This window comes from Enterobacter sp. JUb54 (genome assembly GCF_014298075.1).
Classification (GTDB): domain Bacteria; phylum Pseudomonadota; class Gammaproteobacteria; order Enterobacterales; family Enterobacteriaceae; genus Klebsiella; species Klebsiella lignicola.
The window spans coordinates 2,119,149-2,146,022 of the sequence record NZ_CP060418.1; the positions used below are offsets into that span (position 1 = coordinate 2,119,149).

27 protein-coding genes are annotated in these 26,874 nt (G+C 56.9%); 14 read left to right on the forward strand and 13 right to left on the reverse strand.

Going from position 1 to position 26,874, the window contains the following annotated elements:
• Positions 1–49: 49 nt before the first annotated feature.
• Positions 50–964, reverse strand: coding sequence for a LysR family transcriptional regulator (locus HF679_RS09790; protein WP_123753700.1), 915 nt, complete (start codon positions 962–964; stop codon positions 50–52).
• 106 nt (positions 965–1,070) lie between these two features.
• Here HF679_RS09790 and HF679_RS09795 point away from each other — a divergent pair, with 106 nt between their 5' ends.
• Entirely contained in the window at positions 1,071–2,390 is a 1,320-nt protein-coding gene (locus tag HF679_RS09795; RefSeq protein WP_187042929.1) for a nucleobase:cation symporter-2 family protein, read from the forward strand.
• Positions 2,387–2,863, forward strand: a complete 477-nt coding sequence (locus HF679_RS09800) for a nucleoside deaminase (RefSeq protein WP_187042930.1) — start codon at positions 2,387–2,389, stop codon at positions 2,861–2,863. The genes HF679_RS09795 and HF679_RS09800 overlap by 4 nt, the downstream gene beginning before the upstream one ends.
• Positions 2,864–2,918: 55 nt before the next feature.
• Here the strand turns inward: HF679_RS09800 and HF679_RS09805 are convergent, their stop codons facing one another.
• The 8 genes from HF679_RS09805 to HF679_RS09840 all read right to left on the reverse strand — a co-directional run bounded on the left by HF679_RS09805 (position 2,919) and on the right by HF679_RS09840 (position 9,167).
• The gene (locus HF679_RS09805; protein WP_123753697.1) at positions 2,919–3,506 is read right to left on the reverse strand and encodes a cupin domain-containing protein; all 588 of its coding nucleotides are present in this window, start codon (positions 3,504–3,506) and stop codon (positions 2,919–2,921) included.
• Between the two features lie 59 nt (positions 3,507–3,565).
• A complete protein-coding gene (locus tag HF679_RS09810; RefSeq protein WP_174508563.1) occupies positions 3,566–4,267 on the reverse strand; it encodes a DUF1989 domain-containing protein in 702 nt (233 codons plus the stop codon).
• Positions 4,268–4,269: 2 nt separating this feature from the next.
• Positions 4,270–5,517 (reverse strand): M20 family metallo-hydrolase, encoded by a 1,248-nt coding sequence (locus HF679_RS09815; RefSeq protein WP_123753696.1) that lies wholly within the window; start codon positions 5,515–5,517, stop codon positions 4,270–4,272.
• Positions 5,514–6,299, reverse strand: a complete 786-nt coding sequence (locus HF679_RS09820) for an amino acid ABC transporter ATP-binding protein (protein WP_123753695.1) — start codon at positions 6,297–6,299, stop codon at positions 5,514–5,516. Before HF679_RS09820 ends, HF679_RS09815 begins: the two co-directional genes overlap by 4 nt.
• A gap of 31 nt (positions 6,300–6,330) precedes the next feature.
• Positions 6,331–6,972, reverse strand: coding sequence for an amino acid ABC transporter permease (locus HF679_RS09825; protein ID WP_123753694.1), 642 nt, complete (start codon positions 6,970–6,972; stop codon positions 6,331–6,333).
• Complete coding sequence (locus HF679_RS09830) at positions 6,969–7,628, reverse strand: amino acid ABC transporter permease (RefSeq protein WP_123753693.1); 660 nt, start codon at positions 7,626–7,628, stop codon at positions 6,969–6,971. Before HF679_RS09830 ends, HF679_RS09825 begins: the two co-directional genes overlap by 4 nt.
• A 10-nt stretch (positions 7,629–7,638) precedes the next feature.
• The gene (locus HF679_RS09835; RefSeq protein WP_174508622.1) at positions 7,639–8,457 is read right to left on the reverse strand and encodes a transporter substrate-binding domain-containing protein; all 819 of its coding nucleotides are present in this window, start codon (positions 8,455–8,457) and stop codon (positions 7,639–7,641) included.
• A gap of 350 nt (positions 8,458–8,807) precedes the next feature.
• Positions 8,808–9,167: a helix-turn-helix domain-containing protein gene (locus HF679_RS09840; RefSeq protein WP_187042931.1), complete on the reverse strand. Its 360-nt coding sequence runs from the start codon at positions 9,165–9,167 to the stop codon at positions 8,808–8,810.
• Positions 9,168–9,510: 343 nt separating this feature from the next.
• On the opposite strand from HF679_RS09840, the gene HF679_RS09845 reads away from it, so the two are divergent.
• Entirely contained in the window at positions 9,511–10,686 is a 1,176-nt protein-coding gene (locus HF679_RS09845; RefSeq protein ID WP_187042932.1) for an efflux RND transporter periplasmic adaptor subunit, read from the forward strand.
• Between the two features lie 23 nt (positions 10,687–10,709).
• Positions 10,710–13,862, forward strand: a complete 3,153-nt coding sequence (gene oqxB / locus HF679_RS09850) for a multidrug efflux RND transporter permease subunit OqxB (protein ID WP_123753689.1) — start codon at positions 10,710–10,712, stop codon at positions 13,860–13,862.
• A gap of 69 nt (positions 13,863–13,931) precedes the next feature.
• On the opposite strand, the gene HF679_RS09855 is transcribed toward oqxB, so the two are convergent.
• The gene (locus HF679_RS09855) at positions 13,932–14,411 is read right to left on the reverse strand and encodes an RrF2 family transcriptional regulator (RefSeq protein WP_123753688.1); all 480 of its coding nucleotides are present in this window, start codon (positions 14,409–14,411) and stop codon (positions 13,932–13,934) included.
• Positions 14,412–14,596: 185 nt separating this feature from the next.
• Positions 14,597–14,944, reverse strand: coding sequence for a DUF6404 family protein (locus HF679_RS09860; RefSeq protein ID WP_154143588.1), 348 nt, complete (start codon positions 14,942–14,944; stop codon positions 14,597–14,599).
• A 359-nt stretch (positions 14,945–15,303) separates the two neighbouring features.
• Between HF679_RS09860 and HF679_RS09865 the strand changes: the two genes are divergently transcribed.
• From HF679_RS09865 to HF679_RS09885, 5 genes are all read left to right on the forward strand, one after another.
• Entirely contained in the window at positions 15,304–15,966 is a 663-nt protein-coding gene (locus tag HF679_RS09865) for a DUF3313 domain-containing protein (protein WP_123753687.1), read from the forward strand.
• 87 nt (positions 15,967–16,053) lie between these two features.
• Positions 16,054–16,680 carry a paraquat-inducible protein A gene (locus HF679_RS09870; RefSeq protein WP_187042933.1) on the forward strand — a complete coding sequence of 209 codons (627 nt, stop codon included), beginning with the start codon at positions 16,054–16,056 and terminating at the stop codon, positions 16,678–16,680.
• Positions 16,670–17,293, forward strand: a complete 624-nt coding sequence (locus tag HF679_RS09875; RefSeq protein ID WP_123753685.1) for a paraquat-inducible protein A — start codon at positions 16,670–16,672, stop codon at positions 17,291–17,293. Before HF679_RS09870 ends, HF679_RS09875 begins: the two co-directional genes overlap by 11 nt.
• A complete protein-coding gene (locus HF679_RS09880) occupies positions 17,290–18,924 on the forward strand; it encodes an intermembrane transport protein PqiB (protein ID WP_187042934.1) in 1,635 nt (544 codons plus the stop codon). The genes HF679_RS09875 and HF679_RS09880 overlap by 4 nt, the downstream gene beginning before the upstream one ends.
• Positions 18,921–19,526 carry a membrane integrity-associated transporter subunit PqiC gene (locus HF679_RS09885; protein ID WP_187042935.1) on the forward strand — a complete coding sequence of 202 codons (606 nt, stop codon included), beginning with the start codon at positions 18,921–18,923 and terminating at the stop codon, positions 19,524–19,526. The genes HF679_RS09880 and HF679_RS09885 overlap by 4 nt, the downstream gene beginning before the upstream one ends.
• Before the next feature lie 48 nt (positions 19,527–19,574).
• On the opposite strand, the gene HF679_RS09890 is transcribed toward HF679_RS09885, so the two are convergent.
• Positions 19,575–20,198, reverse strand: a complete 624-nt coding sequence (locus tag HF679_RS09890; protein WP_123753682.1) for a TetR/AcrR family transcriptional regulator — start codon at positions 20,196–20,198, stop codon at positions 19,575–19,577.
• Between the two features lie 484 nt (positions 20,199–20,682).
• Here HF679_RS09890 and cysI point away from each other — a divergent pair, with 484 nt between their 5' ends.
• The 3 genes from cysI (at position 20,683) to HF679_RS09905 (ending at position 23,591) form a co-directional block, all read left to right on the forward strand.
• Entirely contained in the window at positions 20,683–22,377 is a 1,695-nt protein-coding gene (gene cysI, locus HF679_RS09895) for an assimilatory sulfite reductase (NADPH) hemoprotein subunit (protein WP_187042936.1), read from the forward strand.
• Positions 22,378–22,536: 159 nt separating this feature from the next.
• Positions 22,537–23,022 (forward strand): hypothetical protein, encoded by a 486-nt coding sequence (locus HF679_RS09900; protein ID WP_227540083.1) that lies wholly within the window; start codon positions 22,537–22,539, stop codon positions 23,020–23,022.
• Positions 23,023–23,027: 5 nt separating this feature from the next.
• A complete protein-coding gene (locus HF679_RS09905; protein WP_123753680.1) occupies positions 23,028–23,591 on the forward strand; it encodes an RNA polymerase sigma factor in 564 nt (187 codons plus the stop codon).
• Positions 23,592–23,617: 26 nt separating this feature from the next.
• Here HF679_RS09905 and HF679_RS09910 read toward each other — a convergent pair whose 3' ends face one another.
• Complete coding sequence (locus HF679_RS09910; protein ID WP_187042937.1) at positions 23,618–24,676, reverse strand: SDR family oxidoreductase; 1,059 nt, start codon at positions 24,674–24,676, stop codon at positions 23,618–23,620.
• A 97-nt stretch (positions 24,677–24,773) separates the two neighbouring features.
• On the opposite strand from HF679_RS09910, the gene HF679_RS09915 reads away from it, so the two are divergent.
• Together HF679_RS09915 and HF679_RS09920 are read left to right on the forward strand one after the other, a co-directional pair.
• Positions 24,774–25,661: a LysR family transcriptional regulator gene (locus HF679_RS09915; protein WP_123753678.1), complete on the forward strand. Its 888-nt coding sequence runs from the start codon at positions 24,774–24,776 to the stop codon at positions 25,659–25,661.
• 152 nt (positions 25,662–25,813) lie between these two features.
• Positions 25,814–26,266 (forward strand): GNAT family N-acetyltransferase, encoded by a 453-nt coding sequence (locus tag HF679_RS09920; protein ID WP_123753677.1) that lies wholly within the window; start codon positions 25,814–25,816, stop codon positions 26,264–26,266.
• Positions 26,267–26,874 lie beyond the last annotated feature (608 nt).

Consider the following 26,874-nt stretch of genomic DNA (forward strand, 5'->3'; position numbering starts at 1 on the left):
TGCACATGCGATGTGACAGAGACTGTCGCTGGGGTTAGCGCGCGCGGGGCTATAACGTGGTGCGGTTGCCGCTATTATCCTGCTCGAAGATTTTATGCTGGATAAGCCGATCCCGTAGCCAGTGCAGCGATTTTCCCAACCGTTGGTGCTTCGACCACAGCAAATCGACCCCGACCACCCAGTCGGTGTGGGGATACTCCTGCTGTCGCAGCTCAACCAGCTGACCTTCGTTAAGCTCTTTTTCGACAAACAACCGCGGGAGGGAGGCCCAGCCGAGTCCCGCGCTGGCGGCGGCGATCATCGCGTTATAGCTTTCGACGCGCCACAGCATCGGGCTGCCGAGGTATTCGGTGGTGGCAATGTGCTGTTGCTGGGGACCAAAGGTAATATGGCGCCAGCGATGCAGATCGGCGAAAGAGACCGGGCCCTGGCTCGCCAGCGGGTGCGAGGCGCTGACCACGTGCACCATAATAACCTTGCCTAACTGGACGAACTGCAGCCGATCGCCGTCAATTCTGCGGGAAATCACGATCCCGGCGTCCACCTCGCCTCTGCTCACCAGCCCCGTCACATCCCCCTGATGCGGCTCGCGGATATGGATATCAACCTGAGGAAAAGTCATAGCAAATTCATATAAAACCGGGGCGATAGTCGGGTAAGGCACTTCGATCGCCAGGGTCAGGCTGGCTTCGGTCTGCACATTGTAGGCACCGACCCGCTGCTCCAGCACGTTGCACTGTTCGAGCACGGTTTTGATGTATTCGCGTAGCACCGCGCCCTCCCCGGTCAGCGTGACCTGGCGCGGCGAGCGCTCGAATAAGCGGACATTAAATTCGTCTTCAAGATTGCTCATCGCCATATTCACCGACGACTGCGATCGCTTCAGTACCCGTGCGGCAGCAGAAAACGAGCCGGAGCGGGCAACCTGCTCGAAGACCATAAGTTGCTCCAATGAATAGCGCATTTTGCTCCCCAGATTTCAATAAAACTGAAAACAGCTGACTAACTTATATCACGTTTCCCCACATATAGTGGCGGCCTCTTCCTTCGCGTATTTTCAGGGGATTACCATGGCTACCGTTTTAGAAAACCACAGCACCACCCACTCGCTTAGCGTAAAACGCATTGCCTCTCTTGGACTCCAGCACGTCCTGGTGATGTATGCCGGCACCGTCACCGTCCCGCTGATTCTGGCGGCCGTGTTGAAGCTGAGCAGTAGCGAAACGATTACCCTGATCAATGCCTGCCTGCTGACTTCGGGGCTGGCCACGCTTTTACAGGCGATCGGGATTGGCCGTTTCGGCAGTCGCTTGCCGCTGATCCAGGGATGTTCTTTTATCGTGCTGGCGCCGATGTTGATGATCGGGCAGCAGTACGGCATCGCCACTATCTTCGGTTCGGTGATCGCCTGCGGCCTGTTCACGCTGCTGGTGGCCCCGATATTTAGCCGCCTGGTGCGCTTTTTCCCGCCGCTGGTGATTGGCTGCGTCATCGCGCTGATTGGTATTTCACTGATGCCGGCCGCGGCAATCTGGTTGGGAGGCGGGATCCCGGATGCGCCCGATTTTGCCCAGCCGCGTAATTTGCTGCTCGGCTTTGCCACCCTCGTCGTGACCCTGCTGTTTTATTGCAATACCCGCGGCGTGATGCGTAACTTCAGTATCCTGTTCGGGCTGCTGATCGGCACGCTGGGAGCCTGGCTGTGCGGCTTAAGCCATTTCGACGCCGTGACGCAGGCCTCCTGGGTCGGCTTCAGCCTGCCGTTCGCCTTTGGGATGCCGCAGTTTTCGCTCGCGCCGATTGTGGTGCTGTGCCTGTCGATGTTGATCGTAATGACCGAGACCACGGGCAATATTCTGCTGATCGATAAGCTGATTGGCCAACCCACCACCTCCCGGCGTCTGGCTGACGCGATCCGCGCCGACGGGCTATCGACCCTGGTCGGCGGGTGCCTGAACAGCTTCCCCTACAACGCCTTTTCTCAAAATGCCGGTCTGCTGATGCTGACCAGGGTCACCAGCCGCAGCATCCTGATCGCCGCGGGGCTGATTCTGGTGGCCCTGGGTCTGTTTCCCAAGCTCGGCGCCATCGTGGCGATCATTCCCAGCCCGGTGCTCGGCGGCGTGGCGGTACTGATGTTTGGGATGACCCTGGCGGCCGGCGTGCGGGAGTTAAAAGCCGTCGATTTTAACGATGAGAAAAATGTCCTGATCGTCTCGGTATCCATAGCGGTTGGCGTGCTGCCTGTAGCCTTCCCGGCCCTGTTCCAGCACCTTCCGCCCTCGGTAAAACTGTTTATGGACAGCGGGATTTTTATCGGCGGCTTCACCGCCGTCCTGCTGAATGCCTTACTTCATCGCCGCCCATCTGACACGGAGACAGCACTTTGATTACCCCTGGTGATATTCAGTTTCTCAGACTTTCCAACGAGGTGGGCCGCCGGGCAATTGCCCTCGGCAAACACCCTTTCGGCGCGGTACTGGTGGCGCCGGATGGCCACACTGTGCTGCTTACCCAGTGCAACATTGATACCGTTAACCATGCGGAGTCGACGCTGGCGCGCATCGCCGCCAGCAACTACCCGGCGGAGTATCTCTGGCAATGCACGCTCTACACGGCGGTTGAGCCCTGCTGCATGTGCGCGGGTACCATTTACTGGGCCAATATTGGCAGAGTGGTTTACGGCATGAGTGAAGAACAGCTGCTGGCCTGCACCGGCAGCCATCAGGAAAACCCGACGATGAGAGTTCCGGCCTCCTGGATCTTCAGCCACGGGCAGAAAGCGATTTCGCTGCTCGGGCCGGTGGCAGAGATCGAAGAAGAAACTCTGGCCTTACAACGCGAGTTCTGGCTGACGCGCTAAAGCTGCGACGAGTGTTGGGAGCGGGTGGCATGCTTTGAATAACAACCGGGGCATATCAGAAGGTGACGGGGGTGTTTACCCACAGAACTTTCGCCACCACGCTGCCCACATTACGGTACCCGTGGGGAACCTGGCTTGGAAAATAGAAGGAATCCCCCTGCGTCAGGCGCCATACGTCGTCGCCGAGCCGCAGCTCCACTTCGCCTTCCAGCACATAGCCCATTTCTTCGCCATGGTGTTCAATCAGGCCATCGCTCTCCACGCCGGGCTCAATAATATGAATATTGCCCTGCAGCAGCCCGCCTTTGTGGTGCCAGGTGAGGTTCTCCAGCTCAATGCCGCCCTTTTTGTTACGTTGCAGGAAGCGCTTACGCTGGCGCTGTTCGGGCTTCAGGATCGGCGCATCAGCCACCCAGTCCTCCGCCATCAGGTCAGCAATGCTGGTGTCCAGCGCTTTGGCTAACCGATGCAGCATCGCCAGCGACGGACTTGCCGCTTCATTCTCAAGCTTCGACAGCAAACTTTCCGAGCACCCCACCTTCTGCGCCAGCTGCTTAAGCGTCATTTCCTGCACCAGCCTGGCATGGCGCAAGCGCATGCCGAGACGCGTTCCCGAAGATTTCAGTTCAGTCGTATTTTTCATGTATGAGTTTCATTCAATCCCGCAACAGGCCCGCTTGCGGCGGGCCCGGACATTATCCATCACGCCATCACGATGAACTGGACCTCTTGTGGCGAACAGCCGTTGATCGGCACGATATCCTGAGGGCACGCGGACATCACCGCCACGCAGTCCAGTTCAGCACGAATCTCTACATAATCACCCGCTTTACTGACCGTAGGCAACCAGGAAATGGTGTAGTCCGGATTGACCGGCGTATTCATCCACAGGTTCAGCGGCTGGGGCACTTCGCGGGCGCGCAGCCCAATCGCCTGCAGCGCCATCCGCAGGTTGTCGGCGCAGCTATCGTGGTACTCCGTGATCCCCATATTACTGTAACGGTAGAGGTCGCAGGCGGCGATCATCGTGTCATGCACGCCCGGCGAGGTATCGGTCAGCAGCGTGGCGATGGCCCGGCGGTGGTTGGTTGCCAGCACATCGCCCGGCTGGGGGATGATTTTGTCGATGAACGCACGGGTGTGCTCCATCGAGGCAAACTCGCTCAGATCGGCGTGATTGAAAAACCAGGTATCGCACACCTGGCTCCCCGGGGTGTTGATGATGCGGATCACCTGACCTTTTTTCAGCAGCACCGCACGACCGCAGCGCGGTGGGATGGTGTAGAGTTCGTTAATCACCGGCGCGCCATCCGGCGAGATCGGAGTGGTCGCCGTCGGGTTCACGCCGAGGGCGTCGCCATTGTCGTGGTCACAGCAAGCGGGATAATGGGTCGTCGTGGTCATGGTTAAACTCCTTCAAAAGTAGCGGAAAGCTCGGTCAGGGCGCAGGCTAATGTACGAGCGCCTGCGGCCAACGAGCGTGGTTCGGTAAATTCAGCCGGGTTATGGCTAATGCCTTGATGGCTGGGGACAAATAACATGCTGGTGGGACAGTGCTCCGCCAGATACATCGCGTCATGAAAGGCTCCGGACAGCAGCGCCATATGGGCTGTATCCAGCGCATTTGCGGCGTTGGTTAACACCTGATTCATTGACGCGTCAAAAGCCACCGGCGCTTTGGCTAACAGCGTATCGACGGTCACCCGTTCGCTGGTCAGCCCGGCCATCAGGGCATCGAGCCGGCGCAGGGTCTCATCCGCGGGATGGCGGAAATCCAGGGTAAAGCTCACCTGCGAGGGAATGGTGTTGATGGCGTTAGGAGTGACCTGCCAGCGGCCGAAGGTCATGCGCAGCTGCGCATCGTCGGTATCGCCCATCGTCCGTTCAATGTGGCTCACCAGCTCCCGCGCGAGGCTCATCGCATCCTGACGCAGGCCCATCGGCGTGGTTCCCGCATGGGCCGATACCCCCTGACAGGTCACCTGATACCAGCGCACGCCCTGGATACCCTGCACCACCGCCAGCGATAAATCCTGAGCCTCCAGAACCGGTCCCTGTTCGATATGCAGTTCGACAAAGCAGGCCAGCTCACGATCTGGCCGCGGCGCTATCTCCGGGAAACGCTGCTGGTGGCGCGCTAACGCCTCGTTAAAGGGCACGCCATCTTCCCCAATAGCCGCCAGATAGCCGACCAGCCGCGCGGGTTCGACAAAAGCACTGGATCCCATCGCGCCGGGCGCGAAGCGGGTTCCCTCTTCGTTGGTCCAGATAACCACCTCGACCGAACGTTCGGTGACTACCTGGGCGTCATTGAGCGCTTTCAGGCATGCCAGCCCGGCGATCACCCCGTAGCAACCATCGTAGTTGCCGCCGCAGGGTTGGGTATCGATATGGCTGCCGGTGCCGACCGGTGGTAAAGCCCTGCGTCCGGGGCGGCGGAAAAACAGGTTTGCCGCCGCGTCGCCGTAGATCTCGCAGCCGAGTTCACGCGCGAGGCCGATAAGCCAGGCCCGCGCATCAAGTTCCACGTCGCTCAGCGCCTGGCGATCCACGCCGCCGTTGGCCAGTCTGCCAAACCCGGCGAGCTCCGCCAGCTGCTGTTGCAGCCACGCGTCATCGAGATGCTGAGCAACCTGTAAGCTGGCTTCCATCATGCTAATTTCTCCAGCTCTTCGGTTTGTAAGGGACGGCGAAACAGCGGCGCAAGGAAGCTACGCAACCGCTCGCTCTGGGGACGGGTGAACATCTGCCGCGGCGTCCCGCTTTCGATAATCTGTCCGTCGGCCATAAATACCAGCCGCGAAGAGATATGGGCGGCGAAGGCCATTTCATGGGTCACCATCACCATGGTCATCCCCTGCCCGGCCAGGTCGCGGATGACGTCGAGCACCTCTTCGACACGTTCCGGGTCAAGCGCCGAGGTGGGCTCATCCAGCAGCAGCAGTTCCGGGTTCAGCGCCAGCGCGCGGGCAATGCCGACCCGCTGCTGCTGCCCGCCGGACAGGCGTACCGGCCAGTCGCCGGCTTTTTGCGCCATCCCCACCCGGGCAAGCGCGGCCAGGGCTGCCTGCTTTGCCTCATGGCGGGGCATTTTTTTCCCCAGTACCAACGGCGCGGTGACGTTCTCCAGCACCGTCATATGCGGCCAGAGATTGAACTGCTGAAAGACCATGGCCAGCGGCTTACGGACTTCCGCAATCAGGCTGGCGCTGTCAATGCAGGACGGGCCTCGCTGGGTGCCGGAATAGCCAAGGAGCTGCCCTTTGATCAGCACCTCCCCGCGATCGTAGGCTTCCAGAAAATTCATGCAGCGCAGGGCGGTCGTCTTCCCGGACCCCGAGGGTCCGATCAGCGTGACGATCTCCCCGTGGTGGACGCTCAGATTGAAATCATGCAGAACCACATGGTCGGCGAATGACTTGCCTACATGTCGCATTTCAAGTACAGGTGCGGATGTATTGCTCACGTTATTCTCCGGTTCTCAGGACGTGGCTTAGCGTTTTGACGCTCAGGCTTACTCCCTGGGCCAGCAGCCAGTAGCTGATAATCAGCAGGGTGTAAGGCAGAACGTAGCTATAGGTATTGGCGACAATCTGACTCGTGGTCATGGTCAATTCCGGAACCGTTATGACCGAGGCGATCGCGCTCTCTTTGATGGTCAAAATAAACTGGTTACCGAGCAGCGGCAGGGCAAAGCGCAGGGCCTGCGGCGTCTGGATATGCCAGAAGCAGCGGAACGAAGAGATATTGTTCGCCAGCGCCGCTTCCCGCTGTCCGGACGGGATGCTGTTCCACGCCGCCCGAAAGATTTCGCTAAAGTAGGCTGCGCTATAGAGCATCAGCGAGAGGATCGTCGCCTCGACGGCGCTGAGCATGATGCCGACCGACGGCAGTCCAAAATAGATAACCGCCAGCTGCGCCAGGAACGGCGTGCCGCGAATGACCCAGACGTAGGTGCGCCACAGACGAAAGGCCACCGCGTGGTGACGGCACAAGCTGTGCATCATAAATCCGACCACCATGCCGCCGCAGGCGGCGCACAGGCTCAGCCATAACGTGACGCCGAGGGCCTGTAGATACTCGGGCAGATACTGCATCAATTCACTCATCGTTGTTCCCTCTGCCAGTGACGCTCCGCCTGACGCCCGAGCAGGGCCAGCAAGCTGGTAAGCAGCAGATAGACCAGCGCGACGGCGAGGTACACCTGCAGCGGCTGGTAGGTCGAAGAAGCCAGCTGCTGCCCCACGCGCATCAGGTCAGTCAAGGCAATCACCGACACCACCGCCGAGGCCTTCACCACATCAATCAGTTCAGAGATCAATGAAGGCAACGTGGCGCGCACCACCTGCGGTATCTGAATGCGCCATAGAATTTGCGCCGGCGTGAGGCCGCAGATAGCCGCCGCCTCCAGCTGGCCTTGGGCCAGGCTGGCAAAGCCGCTTTTCAGGATCTGCGACTGGTAGGCAGCCGTATTGAGCGTCAGGGCAAGCGCCGCCGCCACAAAACCGGGAATATCCAGCCCGAACCAGGAGGGCAGATAAAAGCACAGCAACAGCTGAGCCAGCACCGGCGTGCCGCGAAACAGGCTGACCCAGCCATGGGCCACACAGCGATACAGCCGTGACGAACTTATCGACAGGCGCCAGACGCCCGTCCCCACTAAAAATCCGGCCGCCATCGCCGTCAGGCACAGCGTTGCCGTCGTTAATGCCCCCTCCAGCAGAACCGGGAGCCAGCGGACAAAGCTGGTGATGAAATCCGTCATCGTCAACGACTCACAGCGCCGGGGCAGGCATGTCGCTTGCCGGAATGGTCATGGTGAAGCCGAACCATTTTTGTTGCAGCGCTTTCATCGTGCCGTCGCGGTTGGCCTCGACGATCCCGTCGCTGATCACTTTCACCAGCGAGGCGCTATCCGCGTCTTTGCGCCCTACCCAGCCGAAGTAGGTCTGTGGACCGATCATCTCCGGTAAGGTGGCGAAGACCCCAGGGCGCGTTTTGATCAGCGGCCCAAGGTTTGAGAGGGACTGGGCGACGCCGTCCAGACGATGAGACGCCAGGTCAGCGTAGGCTTCATCGAAAGCGACGTACTGTTTGATCTCTTTAATGCCTGGTTTACCTTCCGCCCGCAGCGCGCTGTCGAAGGACTGCAATACCTGGAGCTGGCCCGAACCGGCCTGGGAGCCAATCACTTTGCCGCTGAGGTCTGCCGGGGTCTTAATGGCGCTATCATCGGCCCGTTTCAGCAGCGCAACCGTGGATTCCGCAATCGGGGCCGTAAAGGCAAAATGCCCCATCCGCTGCTTGTTCACGGTCACCGCCGTGACGACAAAATCGAACTTCCCGGCATCCAGCCCCGGGAGAATGCCCTGGAAAGGCAGATCCAGCTGTTTAACCTTCACCCCAGGCAGCGACTTTTCTAGGATATGGTTCATCAAATCCACGTCGTAGCCGACGATTTTGCCGTTATCAACATATTCAAACGGGGCATATCGCGCTTCGGTCGCCACGGTGATGACTTTCGCCTCCTTCACGCGTTGCAGAAGATCGGCGCTAAAGGCGGCAGACGAAAACAGGCTGGCGGATAGCAACATTGCCCCACAGGCAGATACGGAAAAACGGGTCGGTTTCATGGTTCGCTCTCTGAAAGTTGTTTGAACGTTAGTCAAGTAACTTGAACAGAATGATAAGAGCATGAAACATGCCAATGAGGGACATTGGTCGGTTAAAAAAATAACAGTTTGATAATCAACAATAAAAATGAGGATGGGCAGGAATGAAAAAACGGGCGCAAAGCAACGCCCTGCACACATTCAATGCTGAGGCTGCACGCTAACGGTGCAGTTGCACAGGTCTAAGCCGCCGGCGAGGATCGGATCAATGCCTCCAGAAAGCGCGCACGGCCTTCACCCCGAGCGCTTTTGATCCCCTGAATGCACGGATATCAGCGGTGCTGGCAGGCCGGGTTCGTCGCGGCGGCGGCCAGATTACGGCGCCAGACGCCCGGGGCCTGGCCGTACTGGCGCTTGAAGCTGCGGTTGAAGGACTGCTGGGAATCAAAGCCCAGCGCGATGGCCACGTTCAGGATCGGCTCGTCGCTGTCGGTTAAGCGCTCCAGTGATTTTTGCAGCTTGCGGGCGCGGATGTATTCGGCAATGGCGTGGCCGGTATGCGCTTTGAAGATCCGCTGCAGGTGCCATTTTGAGTACCCTGCCCGCCTGGAGACCGTGTCAATATCGAGGCGGCTTTCAATGTGGTTATCAATCCAGTCGAGTAAATCATGCATAAAAGTGCCGGTGCTCATGTTGGATCCCCTTGTGCACAGCATAAAAGTATTTCTATTTATTGCATTTAAAAGTGGCTGTTTTTCGCGTTAATTGCAAGTTTTATTGTTGCACTAAAATCCCCGGTCTGCCGATGTGTGACAAACCTGACAGCGTCGGCAAAAAAACAGCACTTAAAGTGAAACAATTATTATTGCACTTAGTCTGTCACCTTCCTACAATCGCCGTGATAGTGTATTCGTAACTGTTACAGTTTTGTGGCGATGAACGGCACAAATGACCTCAGGCCGACCGGACACAGGAAGTGGCGTAGCGTGCTTCGCTATGTCTTGCCCGGCGGCAATAATCACCGGAATAAAAATAATGAGCCTGCAAAAATACTGGGTTAACTTTCCTCTGCGCTTAACAGGGGGCGCACTCATCGCACTGCTGCTTGCCAGCTGCGACAACAGCGTCGCGCAGAACGCCGCCCCCCCGGCCCCTGTGGTCAGCGCCGCCGACGTGGTGGTGAAATCCATTAGCCAGTGGGATAGTTTTAACGGGCGGATTGAAGCGGTGGAGAGCGTGCAGCTCCGCCCGCGCGTCTCTGGTTACATCGAGAAAGTGAACTACACCGACGGCCAGGAAGTGAAAAAAGGCGAAGTGCTGTTCACTATCGATGACCGCACCTATCGCGCCGCGCTGGAGCAGGCGCAGGCCACGCTGGCCAGAGCCAAAACCCAGGCCAGCCTGGCGCGCAGCGAGGCCAATCGCACCGATAAACTCATCAATACCAACGTGGTATCCCGTGAAGAGTGGGAACAGCGCCGTTCCGCCGCCACCCAGGCCCAGGCCGATATTCGCGCCGCGCAGGCAGCGGTAGATGCTGCCCAGCTGAACCAGGACTTTACCAAGGTGACCGCCCCCATCGATGGCCGGGCCAGCCGGGCGCTGATCACCAGCGGCAACCTCGTGACGGCGGGCGACAGCGCCAGCGTACTCACCACCGTGGTCTCGCAGAAGACGGTCTACGTCTACTTTGACGTGGACGAGTCGACCTATCTTCACTATCAAAACCTTGCCCGCAGCGGCCAGGGTGCCGCCAGTAACCATCTGGCGCTGCCGGTGGAGATTGGCCTGGTTGGCGAGGACGGTTACCCCCATCAGGGAAAAGTCGACTTTCTCGATAATCAGTTAACGCCGAGCACCGGCACGATCCGCATGCGCGCGCTGTTGGATAACGCCCAGCGGCTGTTTACGCCGGGATTATTTGCCCGCGTGCGTCTGCCGGGCAGCGCCGAATTCAAAGCCACGCTGATAGACGACAAAGCGGTGCTTACCGATCAGGACCGCAAATACGTTTACATCGTGGATAAAGAGGGCAAAGCACAGCGCCGCGATATCAAGCCGGGCCGCCTGGCTGCCGGGTTACGCATCGTCCAGCAGGGGCTGAACCCGGGCGATAAAGTCATCGTCGACGGTTTACAAAAAGTGTTTATGCCGGGCATGCCGGTAGACGCGAAAACCGTCGCAATGACCACCAGCCCTGCCCTTAACTGATCCCTTACCAGAGAATCCAACGCATGGACTTTTCCCGCTTTTTTATCGACAGGCCGATTTTTGCCGCGGTGCTGTCGATTTTGATTTTTATTACCGGGCTCATTGCGATTCCACTGCTGCCGGTCAGTGAATACCCTGACGTCGTGCCGCCCAGCGTGCAGGTGCGCGCCGAATACCCCGGCGCCAATCCGAAAGTGATCGCCGAAACCGTGGCGACGCCGCTGGAAGAAGCAATCAACGGCGTTGAAAACATGATGTACATGAAATCCGTCGCCGGCTCCGATGGCGTGCTGGTCACCACCGTGACCTTCCGTCCGGGTACCGACCCTGACCAGGCGCAGGTTCAGGTGCAGAACCGGGTTTCGCAGGCCGAAGCGCGCCTGCCGGAAGACGTTCGTCGTCTGGGGATCACCACCCAGAAGCAGTCGCCGACGTTGACCCTGGTGGTCCATCTGTTCTCGCCAAACGGCAAGTACGACTCGCTGTATATGCGCAACTACGCCACGCTGAAGGTGAAAGATGAGCTGGCGCGCCTGCCGGGCGTCGGGCAGATCCAGATTTTCGGCTCCGGCGAATACGCCATGCGCGTGTGGTTAGATCCCAATAAAGTAGCGGCGCGCGGGCTGACCGCCTCGGACGTGGTCACCGCGATGCAGGAACAAAACGTTCAGGTATCCGCCGGGCAACTGGGCGCCGAACCGCTGCCGAAAGAGAGCGATTTCCTGATCTCGATTAACGCCCAGGGCCGTCTGCATACCGAAGAAGAGTTCGGCAACATTATTCTTAAAACGGCCCAGGACGGTTCGCTGGTGCGTCTGCGCGATGTCGCGCGCATCGAAATGGGATCGGGCAGCTACGCCCTGCGCTCCCAGCTGAATAATAAAGACGCGGTCGGGATCGGTATCTTCCAGTCGCCGGGGGCCAACGCCATCGACTTATCTAATGCGGTACGCGCCAAAATGGACGAGCTGTCCACGCGCTTCCCGGAAGATATGAAATGGGCCGCCCCGTATGACCCTACGGTATTTGTCCGCGACTCGATTCGCGCGGTGGTGCAAACCCTGCTCGAAGCGGTGGTGCTGGTGGTGCTGGTAGTTATCCTGTTCCTGCAGACCTGGCGCGCCTCGATCATCCCGCTGATTGCGGTACCGGTGTCGGTGGTCGGGACGTTCAGCGTGCTCTATCTGCTTGGCTTCTCGCTGAATACCCTGAGCCTGTTTGGCCTGGTCCTCGCCATTGGGATCGTGGTGGACGATGCGATTGTGGTGGTGGAAAACGTCGAGCGTAATATCGAAGAGGGGCTGGCCCCGCTGCAGGCGGCGCACCAGGCGATGCGTGAAGTCTCCGGGCCGATTATCGCTATCGCGCTGGTGCTGTGCGCGGTGTTCGTGCCGATGGCGTTTCTCTCCGGCGTTACCGGGCAGTTCTATAAGCAGTTTGCGGTGACCATCGCCATTTCGACGGTGATCTCCGCCATTAACTCGCTGACGCTCTCCCCGGCGCTGGCCGCCCTGCTGCTGAAACCGCACGGGGCGCCGAAGGACCTCCCTACCCGGCTGATCGACCGTCTGCTCGGCTGGCTGTTCCGCCCGTTCAACCGCTTCTTCCTGCGCAGTTCGCACGGCTACCAGGCGCTGGTGGGTAAAACTCTGGGACGTCGTGGCGCGGTGTTTGTCGTGTATGTGCTGCTGCTGTGCGCCGCCGGCGTGATGTTTAAAGCCGTCCCCGGCGGGTTTATTCCGACCCAGGATAAGCTCTACCTGATCGGCGGCGTCAAAATGCCGGAAGGCTCGTCGCTGTCGCGCACCGATGCGGTGATCCGCCAGATGAGCGAAATCGGGATGAATACCGAAGGCGTGGATTACGCGGTGGCGTTTCCCGGGCTGAACGCGCTGCAGTTCACCAACACCCCGAACACCGGCACGGTATTTTTTGGCCTGAAACCGTTCGATCAGCGCAAGCATACGGCGGCGGAGATTAACGCCGAGATCAACGCCAAAATCGCGCAGATCCAGCAGGGCTTCGGCTTCTCGATCCTGCCGCCGCCGATTCTCGGGTTAGGCCAGGGGTCCGGCTACTCGCTGTATATTCAGGACCGCGGCGGATTAGGCTACGGCACCCTGCAAACGGCGGTAAATACTCTGTCCGGGGCGATCATGCAGACGCCGGGAATGCATTTCCCGATTTCGACCTATCAGGCCAACGTGCCGCAGCTGGAGGTGCAGGTCGATCGCGATAAGGCCAAAGCCCAGGGGGTGTCGCTGACCGATCTGTTCGGCACGCTGCAAACCTATCTGGGATCGTCCTATGTGAACGACTTTAACCAGTTTGGCCGCACCTGGCGCGTGATGGCGCAGGCCGACGGGCCGTTCCGCGACAGCGTGGAGGATATTGCGAATCTGCGCACGCGCAATAGCCAGGGCGAAATGGTGCCGATTGGCAGTATGGTCAATATCAGCACCACCTACGGGCCGGACCCGGTGATCCGTTATAACGGCTATCCGGCGGCGGACCTGATTGGCGATGCCGACCCTCGCGTGCTCTCATCAGCCCAGGCGATGACGCAGGTAGCCGAGATGTCGAAACAGCTGCTGCCAAACGGGATGAATATTGAATGGACCGACCTGAGTTTCCAGCAGGCGACCCAGGGGAATACCGCGCTGATTGTCTTCCCGGTGGCGGTACTGCTGGCCTTCCTGGTGCTGGCGGCGCTGTATGAGAGCTGGACCCTGCCGCTGGCGGTGATCCTCATCGTGCCGATGACCCTGCTCTCCGCCCTGTTTGGCGTGTGGCTAACCGGGGGCGATAATAACGTCTTCGTGCAGGTCGGGCTGGTGGTGTTGATGGGGCTGGCCTGTAAAAACGCGATTCTGATCGTTGAGTTTGCGCGTGAGCTGGAAATCCAGGGGAAAGGCATTATGGAGTCGGCGCTGGAGGCCTGTCGCCTGCGTTTGCGCCCGATTGTAATGACCTCTATCGCCTTTATTGCCGGGACCATTCCGCTGATCCTCGGCCACGGCGCCGGAGCCGAAGTGCGCGGCGTGACCGGGATTACGGTGTTCTCCGGGATGCTTGGGGTCACGCTGTTTGGTCTGTTCCTGACCCCGGTGTTTTACGTCGCGCTGCGCAAGCTCGTCGCGCGTAGAAAACCAGAGGCCGGGATTTTGCCGGGTTAAATCCCGCAGGCAATAAAAAACCGCCTTCAGGCATGTGCTGAAGGCGGTTTTTTTTACGCTAAAGCCACGCTAGCGGGCTTTTTTATCGCGGGTATCCAGTTCAGGCACCGCGACGCATCCGCTGGTATCGCCCTTTTTGACTTTGGCCAGCGCGCTGGCCACGGTATGACGAGCCAGCACATCCAGCGAGGCCTGCTCTGCTTCATCGGCAATAGATTTGAAATACCAGCAGGCGTTAGCGCTCACCACGCAACGTGCCGGCACATCGGGCCGGGATGCCCACAGTTTTTTATCTTCGATAACCGAGATGTAGATATCACGCAGGGTGATGCTTTCTGCCGGGCGGCCAAGATGAATAGAACCGTTACGGCCCAGCGTGGAGACAATAATTCCGTCACGGGTCAGCGGTACCATGAGTTTGCGGATTAAGCTCGGGTTGGCTTCCAGGCCGTAGGCCAGAATCGAACTCGTCGAACGTTCACCCATCTCCTCCGCCATCGCTACGCTAAGAACCATCTGCAAAGCTGTCGGGAAGCGGTAATCTAACATGTTGTCTTCCTGGGTCGCGGTGAATCTTGTTCTTTTTGGCACCGCAGAGGTGAATAATCAATAAGCAACAATATAACAAACATGGTCATTATTTTGAAGCTATCTACTGCGGGGATGCGGCGTAAAACAAGCTTTCCGTGCCATATTTGTGACCACTCAGGGTATTCCTTAGCCGCGGTGGCGCGCTAAAGCTGCTTCCAGTCCGGCAGGTTGTTCGCGCGTTTACGCCAGGCGTGGAATAGCGCCATAAAAAAGCCGAATAACATCCCGGAACAGGCGCTGAGGTACAGGGCATAAGTCACGCTATGCCCCTGATCTCGCCAGCCGCTAAACCACATCAGAAGTCCCCATACCGGGCCAAACCAGCCAGCAAAAAACACCATGTTCAGCCAGAACGGCGCAAACGGCGGCGGCGGCATTTTCCATCCGGCATTCCACAGCAGACGCAACAGCGGTGGCGCATAGTTGCTGCGCCACATATTTTTCTCTTGCATCAACGCAATCGCTTTTTGTTTCTTCTCTTCAAAGGCCATGTTTTGCATCCTTTCCTGTCTGTCACCGGCGATGAAATGAGCATCGCGGAATATCCATTGATGTTAACGCTTAAGAAAGTGCTTTTCACTGAAATAGCCAGTTGGTGGTCCATTTTAGCTAATTCCGCTGACGTTCTGTCTACTGTAAAGCCCTCTGCGGATGACTCTTCACCCTGAACGCCCACGATTGCCCTCCCCCGCGTTCATTCCAGACGGAATAGTTTCAGCAAACAATTAAGTTGACACGCTTATGCATGCGATCAAAACTAAACCGTACAGTTCACATAACAGTGAACATCAGGGTGTCTATTGCGGGCTTGCCGGTACGCGGCCCTTAACCACAACGAAAGGATCTGCACATGAAGACGTTAAGGCAAATCGGTGGGCTGGCGGCTATCGCTGTTCCGCTGCTGTTGGTGGGGTGTGCTGGAAAAGAACCGGTGCGTTACAGCGGTATCGATTCATCGTCAAAGCTGACCGCGAATACCGATGATAATGCCGATCGCATGCCCTATCGTTATTCGCCTCTCGTCGACTGGCGCAAGTACGACAGCATTATTATTGACCCGGTAAAAATTTATCAGGGCCACGATGGGCAGTTTGATGATATGGCGCAGGCCGATCGCCAGCTGCTCGCCAACCACATGCAGGAACAGTTCAGCAAAGCATTAAGCCCTCGCTTTAAAGAGGTCTCCGCCCCTGCTGCCAACACCCTACGGCTGAAGTTGACCCTGACGGGCGCGGACACCACGCCTCAGGTGGTGGGTACCTTTACTAAATTCGATCTGGCGGGCGGGCCTTACAACATCGTGCAATCGATACGCGGAGGCCAGGGACTGATGAGCGGTTCGGTGGATTATGCCGTCGAAATTTATGACGCCAACAGCCACGATCTGTTGAAAGCGTACGTCGCCCGGCAGTATCCGAATGCCATGAACGTCTCTGCCAGCATCGGCTCCCTGAGCGCCGCTGAAGTGGGTATTGAAAAAGGCGCAGAAGAGCTGGCGGAGTTGCTCAGGTAGCCTCCCAGACAACACATGCAGCCGGAAACGCTCAGGCAAAACCGGCTGTCATTTTCCCTATCAGTTATCTCCTGGCGACCCGGTGCTATGAAGATATTCCCGCATCTGACTATCTGCCCGCATTGCGATAGTGTCTACCAGACATTGCCCTGCATGTCGGGCGAAATTGCCCTCTGCCAGCGTTGTCACGCCGTGCTATGGCGTGGTCACCGGCGTGTGCCTGGCCATCTGCTGCCGCTGATGATAACAGCGGCCGTGGCTTTAGCGATCGCCGCGCTTTTTCCGGTGCTCTCGGTTGGGTTTCACGGGATGGTGAACGATGCCACGTTGTGGAATGTGGCCTGGGCACTGACTGCCGGCGACAGTTCTCCCGCGATGGCTATCGGTAGCGTTTTTCTGCTGCTGATCGCGCCCTTCTTACAGGTCATGCTAATGGCATGGCTGCTGAGCTTTGCCCATTTCGCCCGTCCGGCACCGGCGTTTATCGGCACCATGCGGGTGCTCAAATGGCTGCATCCCTGGAGCATGGTGGAAGTTGGCATGCTGGGATTTCTGATTGCCGGGATCAAGCTGTCGTCACTGCTGGATGTCTCCATAGGCCCTGGCGGTTGGGCGCTGGCCCTCTCCTGCGTGCTGGTGGTCTTCATCAACAGTCACGATCTGCATCCGCTGTGGGATCTGCTGTCGTACGAGGAGCAAAACCATGACCAATAAGGCCCCTTTTGCCCGCCAGATGCTACTGTGTCGCTGCATGCTCTGCGGGCTGGTGTGTGCTGACGACACGGCGTCCGGCGATGACCGGAAATGTCCGCGCTGTCAGACGACGCTGCCCCACCGCCAGCCTGGACGCCGACATCTCAGCTGGGCGCTGCTGTTAACCTCTGTGATCCTGTATCTGCCCGCCAATATTTTGCCGGTGATGTACACCACGCTGCTCGGCCATGGCAGCGAAAGCACCATCCTTTCCGGCATTGTGGCCTTCTGGCACAGCGGCTCATGGGGCATCGCGGCGATCATCTTTATTGCCAGCGTCATGGTGCCGTGTCTGAAATTTTTGTCATTGGGTGTCCTGCTGATCTCCGCGTCCCGCCAGAGTTATTGGGCCAGACGCGAACGGACCCGGCTGTACCGGCTGACCGAGTGGATTGGTTGCTGGTCAATGCTGGATGTGGTTGTCGTTGCCGTGGTGTGTTGCCTGCTGCGGTTTCGTCCGCTGAGTGAAGCCGAACCTCGTATCGGGATCCTGTTTTTCGCCCTGGTGGTCGTCCTGACCATGCTGTGTGCGCTGAGTGTTGAACCAAAAACGCTATGGGAAGACAAGCAATGAAGCGTCCTGTTTCGGGTACCCCTCTTTTTTATTACGGGCGCTGGCGCAATGCCCTGATCTGGTTGCTCCCCGTTATTGCGTTTGTTGTCGCGATGTCGATGGTTATCCAAGCGCGCTTAACCATCGGCCCTGAAGTTGTGATTGCCTTTCGTAGCGCCGCCGGCCTCGAAGCCGGTAAAACCGCGGTGAAATATAAAGATGTCACCGTCGGCATCGTTAAGGAGATAACCCTCAGCCCCGATAACAGCCAGGTGCTGGTGCGGGTCACTCTTGCCCGAAACGCGCAGAATCTGGCGCGCGCCGACACCCGATTCTGGGTGGTGAGGCCACGGGTCGGAATAAGCGGCGTGAGCGGCATTGATACCCTGTTGTCAGGGGCTTACATCGGCGCGGACCGGGGGAAATCCGAGGAGAACAGATACCGGTTCACCGGTATGGAAACGCCGCCGGCTATCGTCAACGACATGGCCGGCAGCCAGTTTATGCTGGAAGCCGACGACCTTGGCTCGCTGGATATTAACGCGCCGGTTTACTATCGCCGCATTCCGGTCGGGCGGATAACCTCTTACCAACTGCGTAAAGACGGCAAAGGGATCGATCTCAACGTCTTTATTGATGCCCCCTATGACCGCCTGGTCACCGCCGATTCGCGATTCTGGAATGCCAGCGGCGTGGATCTGTCGGTCGGCAGCGATGGTTTTCAGCTTAAAACCCAGACCGTTGCCGCCATTATGGCCGGGGGCATCGCCTTCTCCAGCCCGGAGAACCCCACCCAGGGCGTGATCCACAAGCAAACCCGTTACAAACTGGCAGCGGATGAAGAAACCGCGATGGCGCCTGCGGACGGGCCGCCGGTGCGTTTTCAGCTGCGTTTTGAACACACCTTGCATGGCCTGAACGTGGGCGCCCCGGTTGAGTTTTCCAGCGTGCGGATTGGACGTGTCGCCTCCGTTGAGCTCGACTTTAACCCCGAGGGATACCGCTTTCCGACCATCGTGGATATTGAGGTCTATCCCTCGCGGATGGGCCACGTGCTCGAAAAACTCCCCAAACCGACGGGCGACACCGACCTCAATACGGTCATTTTCACCCGCGAAATGATCGCGCATGGACTGCGGGCGCAGGCCACCTCCAGCAGCCTGCTGACGGGGCAACTTTATATCTCACTTGATTTCATACCGGATGCGCCGAAAGTGAAATTTGACGCAACAAAGCGCCCGGTTGAACTGCCGACCGTCAATGGCGGGCTGACCATCCTGCAGGATCAGCTCACCGATATCGCCAGAAAAATCAACAAAATGCCTCTGGATCAAATCGGAAATAACATGAACAACACGCTGCTAGAACTGAATAAAACGTTGCGCATGGTAAACAGCCAGTCTCTGCCAGCCGCCAACCACCTGATGCAACAAACGCAGCGAACGACGCAAGACGTGCACAACCTGCTGGCGGAAGATTCACCCCTGATGATTAACCTGTTGCAGTCTTTACAGGAAACCACCCGAACGCTACGGGCGGTGCGTGGCCTGACAAACCAGCTGGACCGCCGCCCGGAGTCGTTATTGCAAGGCCGCGCGGCAGACGCGTCGCTGGACGAACCCCGTTCACGTAAAGCAGGAGAGCAGCCATGAGAACGGTTTTGTGTCTGGTGATCGGCATCATCTGCACGCTGGCTGGCTGCTCATCTCCCCAGGTGCGTTACCACACCCTGGTCAGCCCTGATCCCGTTTCCCGGGTCGTCGACCCGCCAGGGTTTGTGATGGCGCTGCTGCCCGTCGGGGTTCCGGCCCAGCTGGATAGCCAACAAGTGGTGGTCCGCCAGAGCGACAGTCGCATGGTGGTTCTGGACAACGATCGCTGGTTAAGTCCGTTGGGCGATGAGCTACAGACGGCGCTGTCCCTCGCGATGACGCAGCAACTCAACACCGAGGATGTGGCAGGGCTCGCGCGCGATGACAGCAAACCAGTGGTGCGGGTGCTGTTGCAGATTCGCCGTTTTGACAGCTGGCCCGGCAATGCCGTCAGTCTGGATGCTGACTGGAGCTTATCGACATCGCAAGGAAATGAGAATCGCCGGCTGGTGTGCCGAAGCCACCTTTCGCAAAGCGTCTCCGGCGATCCGGCACAGATGTTTGCCGCCTGGCAAGACGTGGTTGAGCGCCTGGCAACCCAGACCGCAGAGACCGCAGCCCAGTGGATGGCAACCGGCAGCGCCGCGTGTCGCCGGGGCTAGCGGGCGTAAACCGGGTTCGCGGCCGCGAATCCGGTCGGCATATGCCGGTCACGCCGGCTTTTTAACGGCGCCATCAAGAAACATCCTCACGCCATTCATGACCATATCATTGACTTTTTCCTGCGTGAAATCAGGCATCTGACGCATGAAAAACAGGATCTCGCTTTCCGCTTTGATCAGTGAAGTAAACTGGATGGCGCGCAGCATCGGGTCCGATGGCGCCAGTTCACCACGTTCCATTGCCGCTTTCATTTCCTGAGCCAGCGCCTCCATGCTTTGGCGGATGCCGGATTCCAGAAACAGCTGACCGATATCGGAATGCGCGGCTTCGCCCAGCACGACGCGATAGATTTGCAGGGCCTGATTATCGCACGTCACTACCCGCAGCATATCCTGACCAAAGCGGATGAGTTTCTGTTCCAGAGATAAGTGCTGGTTTTCCGGTTGAGCGAGCCCGTTTGCCGCTTCGGTAAGAAAGCGGGCGCTACAGTTGCGCACGACCGTTTCAAACAGCGCCTCTTTTGAAGCGAAGTATTTATAGAGCGTGGCCTTGGAGCCACCGGCACGTCTGGCTACTTCATCCATGGAAGCGCGTTCGTAGCCTATCTCCATAAACACCTCCGCGGCGGCGGCCACGATCCCCTGGCGGCGCGCTTGCGTCAGTACCTTCATGTTGAACCCTTAGCTGGTTTTAAAGCGATGCTTAAACATAACTACACCGTACAGTATGGGTTTATTATGCCATGCCGGGGCGTTAAATGCCCCGTTCGGGAGCCCGGAGTGTGACCTGTGGACAGGCAATGATGTATCTGGATGTGAATCGGATCCAGGTGGATTTTCTGCCAGAAGCATGTAGGTACTGATGAGAAAGAATTATTGCTCCACCCGCGCATGCTTACCCCCTTTTTCCTTTCGGGTGAAACTACGCTATTCCATGTGGAAATCTCAGAGTCTGTTTTTATCACTATAAAAATGAATATCTACATAGCGCACCGTACTCTTCAAACCCATCACAATACGATTTGGTTATTTTATATATTTAAATGACATATCTGACTGCTATCAACAAATAACGAATAACTGTTCATATCAACATTTCCTTTAAACGCTTAAATTTCAACTTCAAATAAGAAATTTCGCCCCAGGAATAAATAATATGAGCAATGATAAATTATCAGATAATGAGCGTCTAAAATCGAAAAGTCAGTTACTAAGAGGAACATTAACCGAAGATTTATCCAATGATATCACCGGTGGATTTATTGGCGATAATTTTCAATTAATCCGTTTCCATGGCATGTATCAGCAGGACGATCGGGATATCCGTTCAGAACGTGTTGCGCAGATGCTTGAACCTCTGCATACCGTGATGTTGCGAGTCCGCCTTCCTGGGGGGATTATTACGCCGCAGCAGTGGTCCGGGATCGATGATTTTGCCTCAAAACACACGCAATATGGCAGCATTCGAATTACCAACAGGCAGGCTTTGCAGCTTCACGGTGTATTGAAAAAAAACATCAAACCCGTGCACAAACTGCTCCATCATTTAGGTCTCGATTCCCGAGCAACTGCTGGTGATGTCAACCGCAACGTACTGTGTACCTCGAATCCGGTAGAGTCCGCTATTCATATTCAAGCATATGAGTGGGCAAAGAAAATATCTGAACACCTGTTACCGAAAACCAATGCCTATGCCGAAGTTTGGCTTGATGGCGAAAAAGTGAAACACCCGGAAGAAGAAACAATACTTGGTAATAGTTACCTGCCGAGAAAATTCAAAACGGCCGTTGTCATTCCCCCACAAAATGATGTTGATCTGCATGCCAATGATCTGAACTTTATCGCAATTGGTGCCGACGGTGAATTGCAAGGATTTAATGTCCTGGTCGGTGGTGGCCTGGCCATGACGCATGGCGACAAAAGCACCTACCCTCGCCTTGCAAGTGAGTTAGGGTTTATACCGCTGGAAAAGACATTATCTGTTGCAGAGGCGATCGTCTCTACTCAACGTGATTGGGGTGACAGGAAAAATCGTCGCAATGCCAAAACAAAATATACGCTCGACCGGGTCGGTGTAGATGTATTCAAAACAGAAGTAGAACGACGAGTCGGATTTACGTTTCAGACAATAAGGCCATACCAGTTCACCGAGCGTGGCGATCGAATTGGTTGGGTAAATGGGACGGATAATAAATTCCATCTGACACTTTTTGTGCCCAGCGGACGATTGATCGACACGCCGGAAAAGCCGTTAAAATCAGGCCTCGCCGCTATTGCACAGATTCATGACGGCGATTTCAGACTCACGCCCAATCAAAATATTATCATTGCCGGAGTATCCGCAGAGGATAAAGAGAAAATAGATGCGCTCGCACGCCAGTACGGATTAATTGATAATAACATTTCGCTACAACGCAAACAGTCTATGGCCTGCGTCTCATATCCGACCTGTCCGTTGGCAATGGCTGAAGCTGAGCGTGTCTTGCCAGGCATGATTGATAAGCTCGATGCAATCCTGCTACACAATCAACTGTCTTCAGAATCCATAATATTCAGGGTAACCGGATGTCCAAATGGCTGCGGCAGAGCCATGCTTGCAGAAATAGGGTTGGTGGGAAGAGCCCTGGACCGCTATGACGTGTACATCGGTGGCAATCGCGAAGGAACGAGAATCCCCCGGCTTTATCTCGAAAATGAACAAACAGAAAGTATCATTGCAGAGCTGGAATCATTGATTACCCTATGGGCGAACAATCGTGAAGGTCATGAAGCATTTGGTGACTTCATCATTCGCCAGGGTATTATTAAGCCCGTGGTTAATTCAACCATTGACTTTTACCGTCAGGATTAACATATCAAAATTTATCGTCATTATTAAAATGGGGGAACCGCCAGCGGCGGTTCTCAATGGGGCAGGCGAAAAAATATTATTTTCCCGACAATATTTCCGCGCCTCATTCGTCTACCTCAGCAGAAGCTATTTTTAGTGATTCACTGAGGAGTGAAAGCCATGAGAGATTTTGATATGCGTAGACAGGGTTGGGGACACGGTCGCGGGTTTGGCGGGCGCAGTATGGCGAAGCCGATCGTGATTGGCGTGGTGCTGGTGGTGGCGCTGGGGTTACTGGTGATGTCCCTGTGGAACGCGGTGCTTCCCGCCCTGATTGGCGTAAAGAGTATTGGTTTCTGGCAGGCGCTGGGTCTGCTGGTGCTGTGCCGGATCTTATTTGGCGGACTGGGCATGCGCCCGGGAATGTTTGGCGCCCGTCGGCGGATGCATGAACGCTGGATGCAGATGACCCCGGAACAGCGCGAGCAGTTTATGCAGCATCGTCGCGCTGGCGGCTGTCATCATGAGCACCGCTGGCACGGCTTCGCCCGTCATCGCGACGGAGAGTGGCCACGGGACGGCCAGCGCGAGTCTCAGGACGCTAAAACCACTGCCCAGCCGCAGTCGGACGAGACAAATCCGCAGAAACCCGCGGGTACCGAGTAAGCGGTATGAGCGCTGAAAAAGCGAAAGACTCCCCGCTGGTCTCGGCCCTTGTAGCCTGCAGAGTTAAGTTATCGGCATTTATTCGCGGCCGCACGGCGGTGCGCGATGATGCGGACGATATCCTGCAGGAGGTCACGTATCAGCTGATGAAAGTGGAACAGCCGGTGGAGAACGTCGCCGCCTGGCTGTTCCGCGCCGCGCGCAATGAGATGACCGACCGGTCGCGGAAAAAACGTGAACTCCCGCTGTCGACCTGGTTTACCGATGGCGAAGACGATGAGTCGTTTCCCGAAGACGAACTGGCGGAGACCCTGTTTGGGGTCCCACAGTCGCCGGAAGAGGCCCGGCTGAGCGAAATGATTTGGGCAGAACTGGATCAGGCGCTGTCGGAACTGCCCGCAGCCCAACGCGAGGTGTTCGAGAAAACCGAGCTTGAAGGCTACAGCTTTAAAGCGCTGGCGGAGGAAACCGGCGTCAGCGTTCAGGCGCTGCTGTCGCGTAAACACAAGGCCGTGCTCTACCTGCGCACTCGCCTGCGTACGCTTTATGATGAGCTCATTGGGGAGTAAATCCCGGGCCACGCCGGCACCCGCCGTCAAGGAATAACCCGCGCGGCCCTCAGCTGCGCAAACAGCTCAAAGAACATTTCGTCGGTGGCCTGCATTCGGGTGAAACCCGCCCGACGCAGCTTGCTGCCGTCGCCGAACATGTCGTAATGCCAGCCAAAGACAAAATCAGCAAAGGTCCCGTCGCTCAGCCGCAGGATATCCGCTTCCACCAGCCCCCCTTCCCCGGCAAGCTCGCGCCATTCTGCCCGGTAGTCGCGAAACAACTGCTGAAATGACAGCCTGACCGGCGGCGCACACTCAAGATCAAACCAGCGGGCGATGAGCGGCCACAGCTCGCTCCAGCGCCACAGATCGCCGTTATTGACGTTAAAGGCCTGATTCTCAGCGCTCTGCGCGGTTGCCGCCCACAGCGTCGCCTCGGCCAGCAACCCGCCATCCGTATAATCAACCATGCTGTGCCAGGTGTGTTCCGATCCGGGAAAGCGCAGCGGTAGCCCCTGCGCTTTACACAGCGAGGCGTACAGGGCGATGCTCAGCGCGAGATTCATGGTATTGCCCGGTACCGCGCTGCCCACGACACCCGGCCTGATGGCATTCCAGTGCCAGGTTTTTCCCCGCTGAAACTCGCTGAGCCAGCTGAGCTGGGCGGCGTTAAATTCCGCGCCGGGGACGCCGGGATCGCTTTCACGCGCCGGCGTTTTGAACGGCCCCAGATGGGCGCCATAGACTTTGTAGCCCTGCATTAAGCTTACCGTCTGCAGCGGCGAGGTTTTCTCTATATTGCTGACCAGATTGCGCAGCATGGTGACGTTCGGTTCCACCATCTCGGTCCAGTTGGCGGCGTTCACCCAGGCACTGTAAAAAATATGGCTGACATTCTTCAGCGGTTGCAGCATCTGCACGCTATGCTGCGCATCCAGCAAATCGACGTTAACCAACGGAATATTATCGCGATGGGAGGACGCCTGGCGGCTCAGGCCAATAACCTGCCACCGATTGCGCAGCAGCGTGGTGACCAACTGTCGTCCGACAATTCCGCTGGCACCGGCAACCAGCGCGACGTTTTGTGGCAGCATCTTATTCATGGTGACTCTCCAGAAAGGGTGACAGACACAGTGTGATCTATTATTTTTTCTACACATATCCCATGAAACTGATGGTACTTATAAGCAGAATCATTAAATGAATAATAAGCTCAACGCCATTGCCACTTTCTTACGCGTTGCCGAAGCGGGCTCCTTCTCCGCCGCCGCCCGCCAGAGCGGTATCAAGCAGTCTGCCGTCAGTCAGCAAATCGCCGCGCTTGAGGAGGAACTGGGCGTGGTCCTGCTGCACCGAACCACCCGGGCGATGGCGCTGACGGCGCAAGGGGAAATCTATCGCCGCGATATGACCCTGCTGCTGGACGCCATGCGGGAAGCAGAAAGACGCCTGAACCCTGCCGACCCACAATGGCAAGGCACGGTGCACCTGCAGCTCCCCAGCGGCCTCGGCCAGCTCATGCTGCCGCACCTGCTGACGCTGCAGCAGATGCACCCGGACTTACACCTGACGCTGTCACTGGATGACCGCATCGCCGATCTGGTCACCGAAGGGGTCGATGTCGCGCTGCGGCTCAGCCATGAGCCTCCACAAACGCATGCGGCACGGGCGCTGGCACGGATTGAAACCCCGCTTTATGCTGCCCCCGGTTGTCAACCGCTTCATTCGGTCAGCGAACTGGCGGTACATCCACACGTGCGCTTCAGCGGCATCGCACGGGAGGCGCCGCTGCGGTTAGTGTCGGGCGATGAAACCCTCGAGGTAAAAGTGAATACCGTGTTTCGGGCCAACACCAGCGATGCGCTGCTACAGGCGATTGAGTCCGGCATCGGTATCGGCGGCATGCAGCGGCCCCTCGCCGCCAGAGCGTTGCAGACCGGCAGACTGGTTCCGGTTCTCCCCGCCTACCGGCTTCCCGATCGCTTCCTCTACGCGGTCTATCCCGACGCCCGCTTCATTCCCCAGCGAGTCAGGAGCATTATCAACGTAATTGAAGGCGTGCTGGCTGGCATAACGGAGGGGCGCTGAGGTTCCCAGATGATGTACTTCCCGAGCGCAATGTGCTCACCGACGACGACACAACCCGACGGCCCTGGACCAGTGATACTTTTGCTGCCGGGACTGCTGATGAAACCGCAGGGCTATTTATGCCGAACATCACCTTTTTGTAGGATATAACCATGATAACTGTAGAGAAATCAGATCCCTTTTCTTCAGAATCCCATCGCTTAATTGAAATGCTATCGGCAGAGCTGGCCACGATTACGGGCGATAACGGCAAAAGTCATTTCACCATTGATGCCATGAATGATGATAACGCGTTATGGATACTGGCAAAGAATGCGCATGGCGATGCGATAGGATGCGGTGCTATCCGGCCATTCGCGCAAAATATAGCCGAGGTGAAAAGAATGTTTTCCGACCGTAGTGTGCCGGGCGTGGGGAACGCCTTGCTCACTTACCTCGAAGCCGCCGCCACAGAAATGGGATATCGCGAGCTGAGGCTGGAAACCCGGCATATCAACCTGCGGGCGGTACAGTTTTACGAGAAAAATGGCTATGTCCGTATTGAGAATTATGGTCCGTACGTCGGCAGAGAAGAAGCCGTCTGTTTCTCAAAAGCGTTGTGTTAATAACGAACGTGATTGCAATGTCTTCAACGCATCGAGCTTATCGCCTCCGTTCAGAGATCGCCGGAATTTCTTCTCTATTGGATTTCGTTTCCGCCGTGATAGGCCATCAGTTAATAACAACCGGCACGCTATACTGACTCCTTTGCTTCTTTTCGGGGTGCTTTTCCCCATCCTTTAAGTGCCGTTGTATGATAATCTTGCTATCGTACAAAAACAAAGCAATCTATGGCGGGTTCCTCAAGGATGACTTTAAGATACTATCTACGACATTGTTTATGGGGGTGGTGTGGCCAGGGCTATCTGATCTATTTTATCGTTCGTGATATGTATGACGGGCACATTTTCCCACCATATATCCCTTTTATGCCGTATGCGGTTGCGTATCTCGTATTCAGCGCTATCACCTACCCTTTTGCTTATTATGCTTCAGAAAATATGGCGTTTAAAATAATGTCTAAGGATTTCTGGGATAAGTACCTTGGGGAGAGAAGTTCTGCGTGTAGGATGTTCATTTTTGTATATTTATTCTGCATATTATTTTCCGCACCTCTGTTTATTATTTATTTATTAGCAATGAAAAGACGCTAAGTGGTTTCCATACATTAATA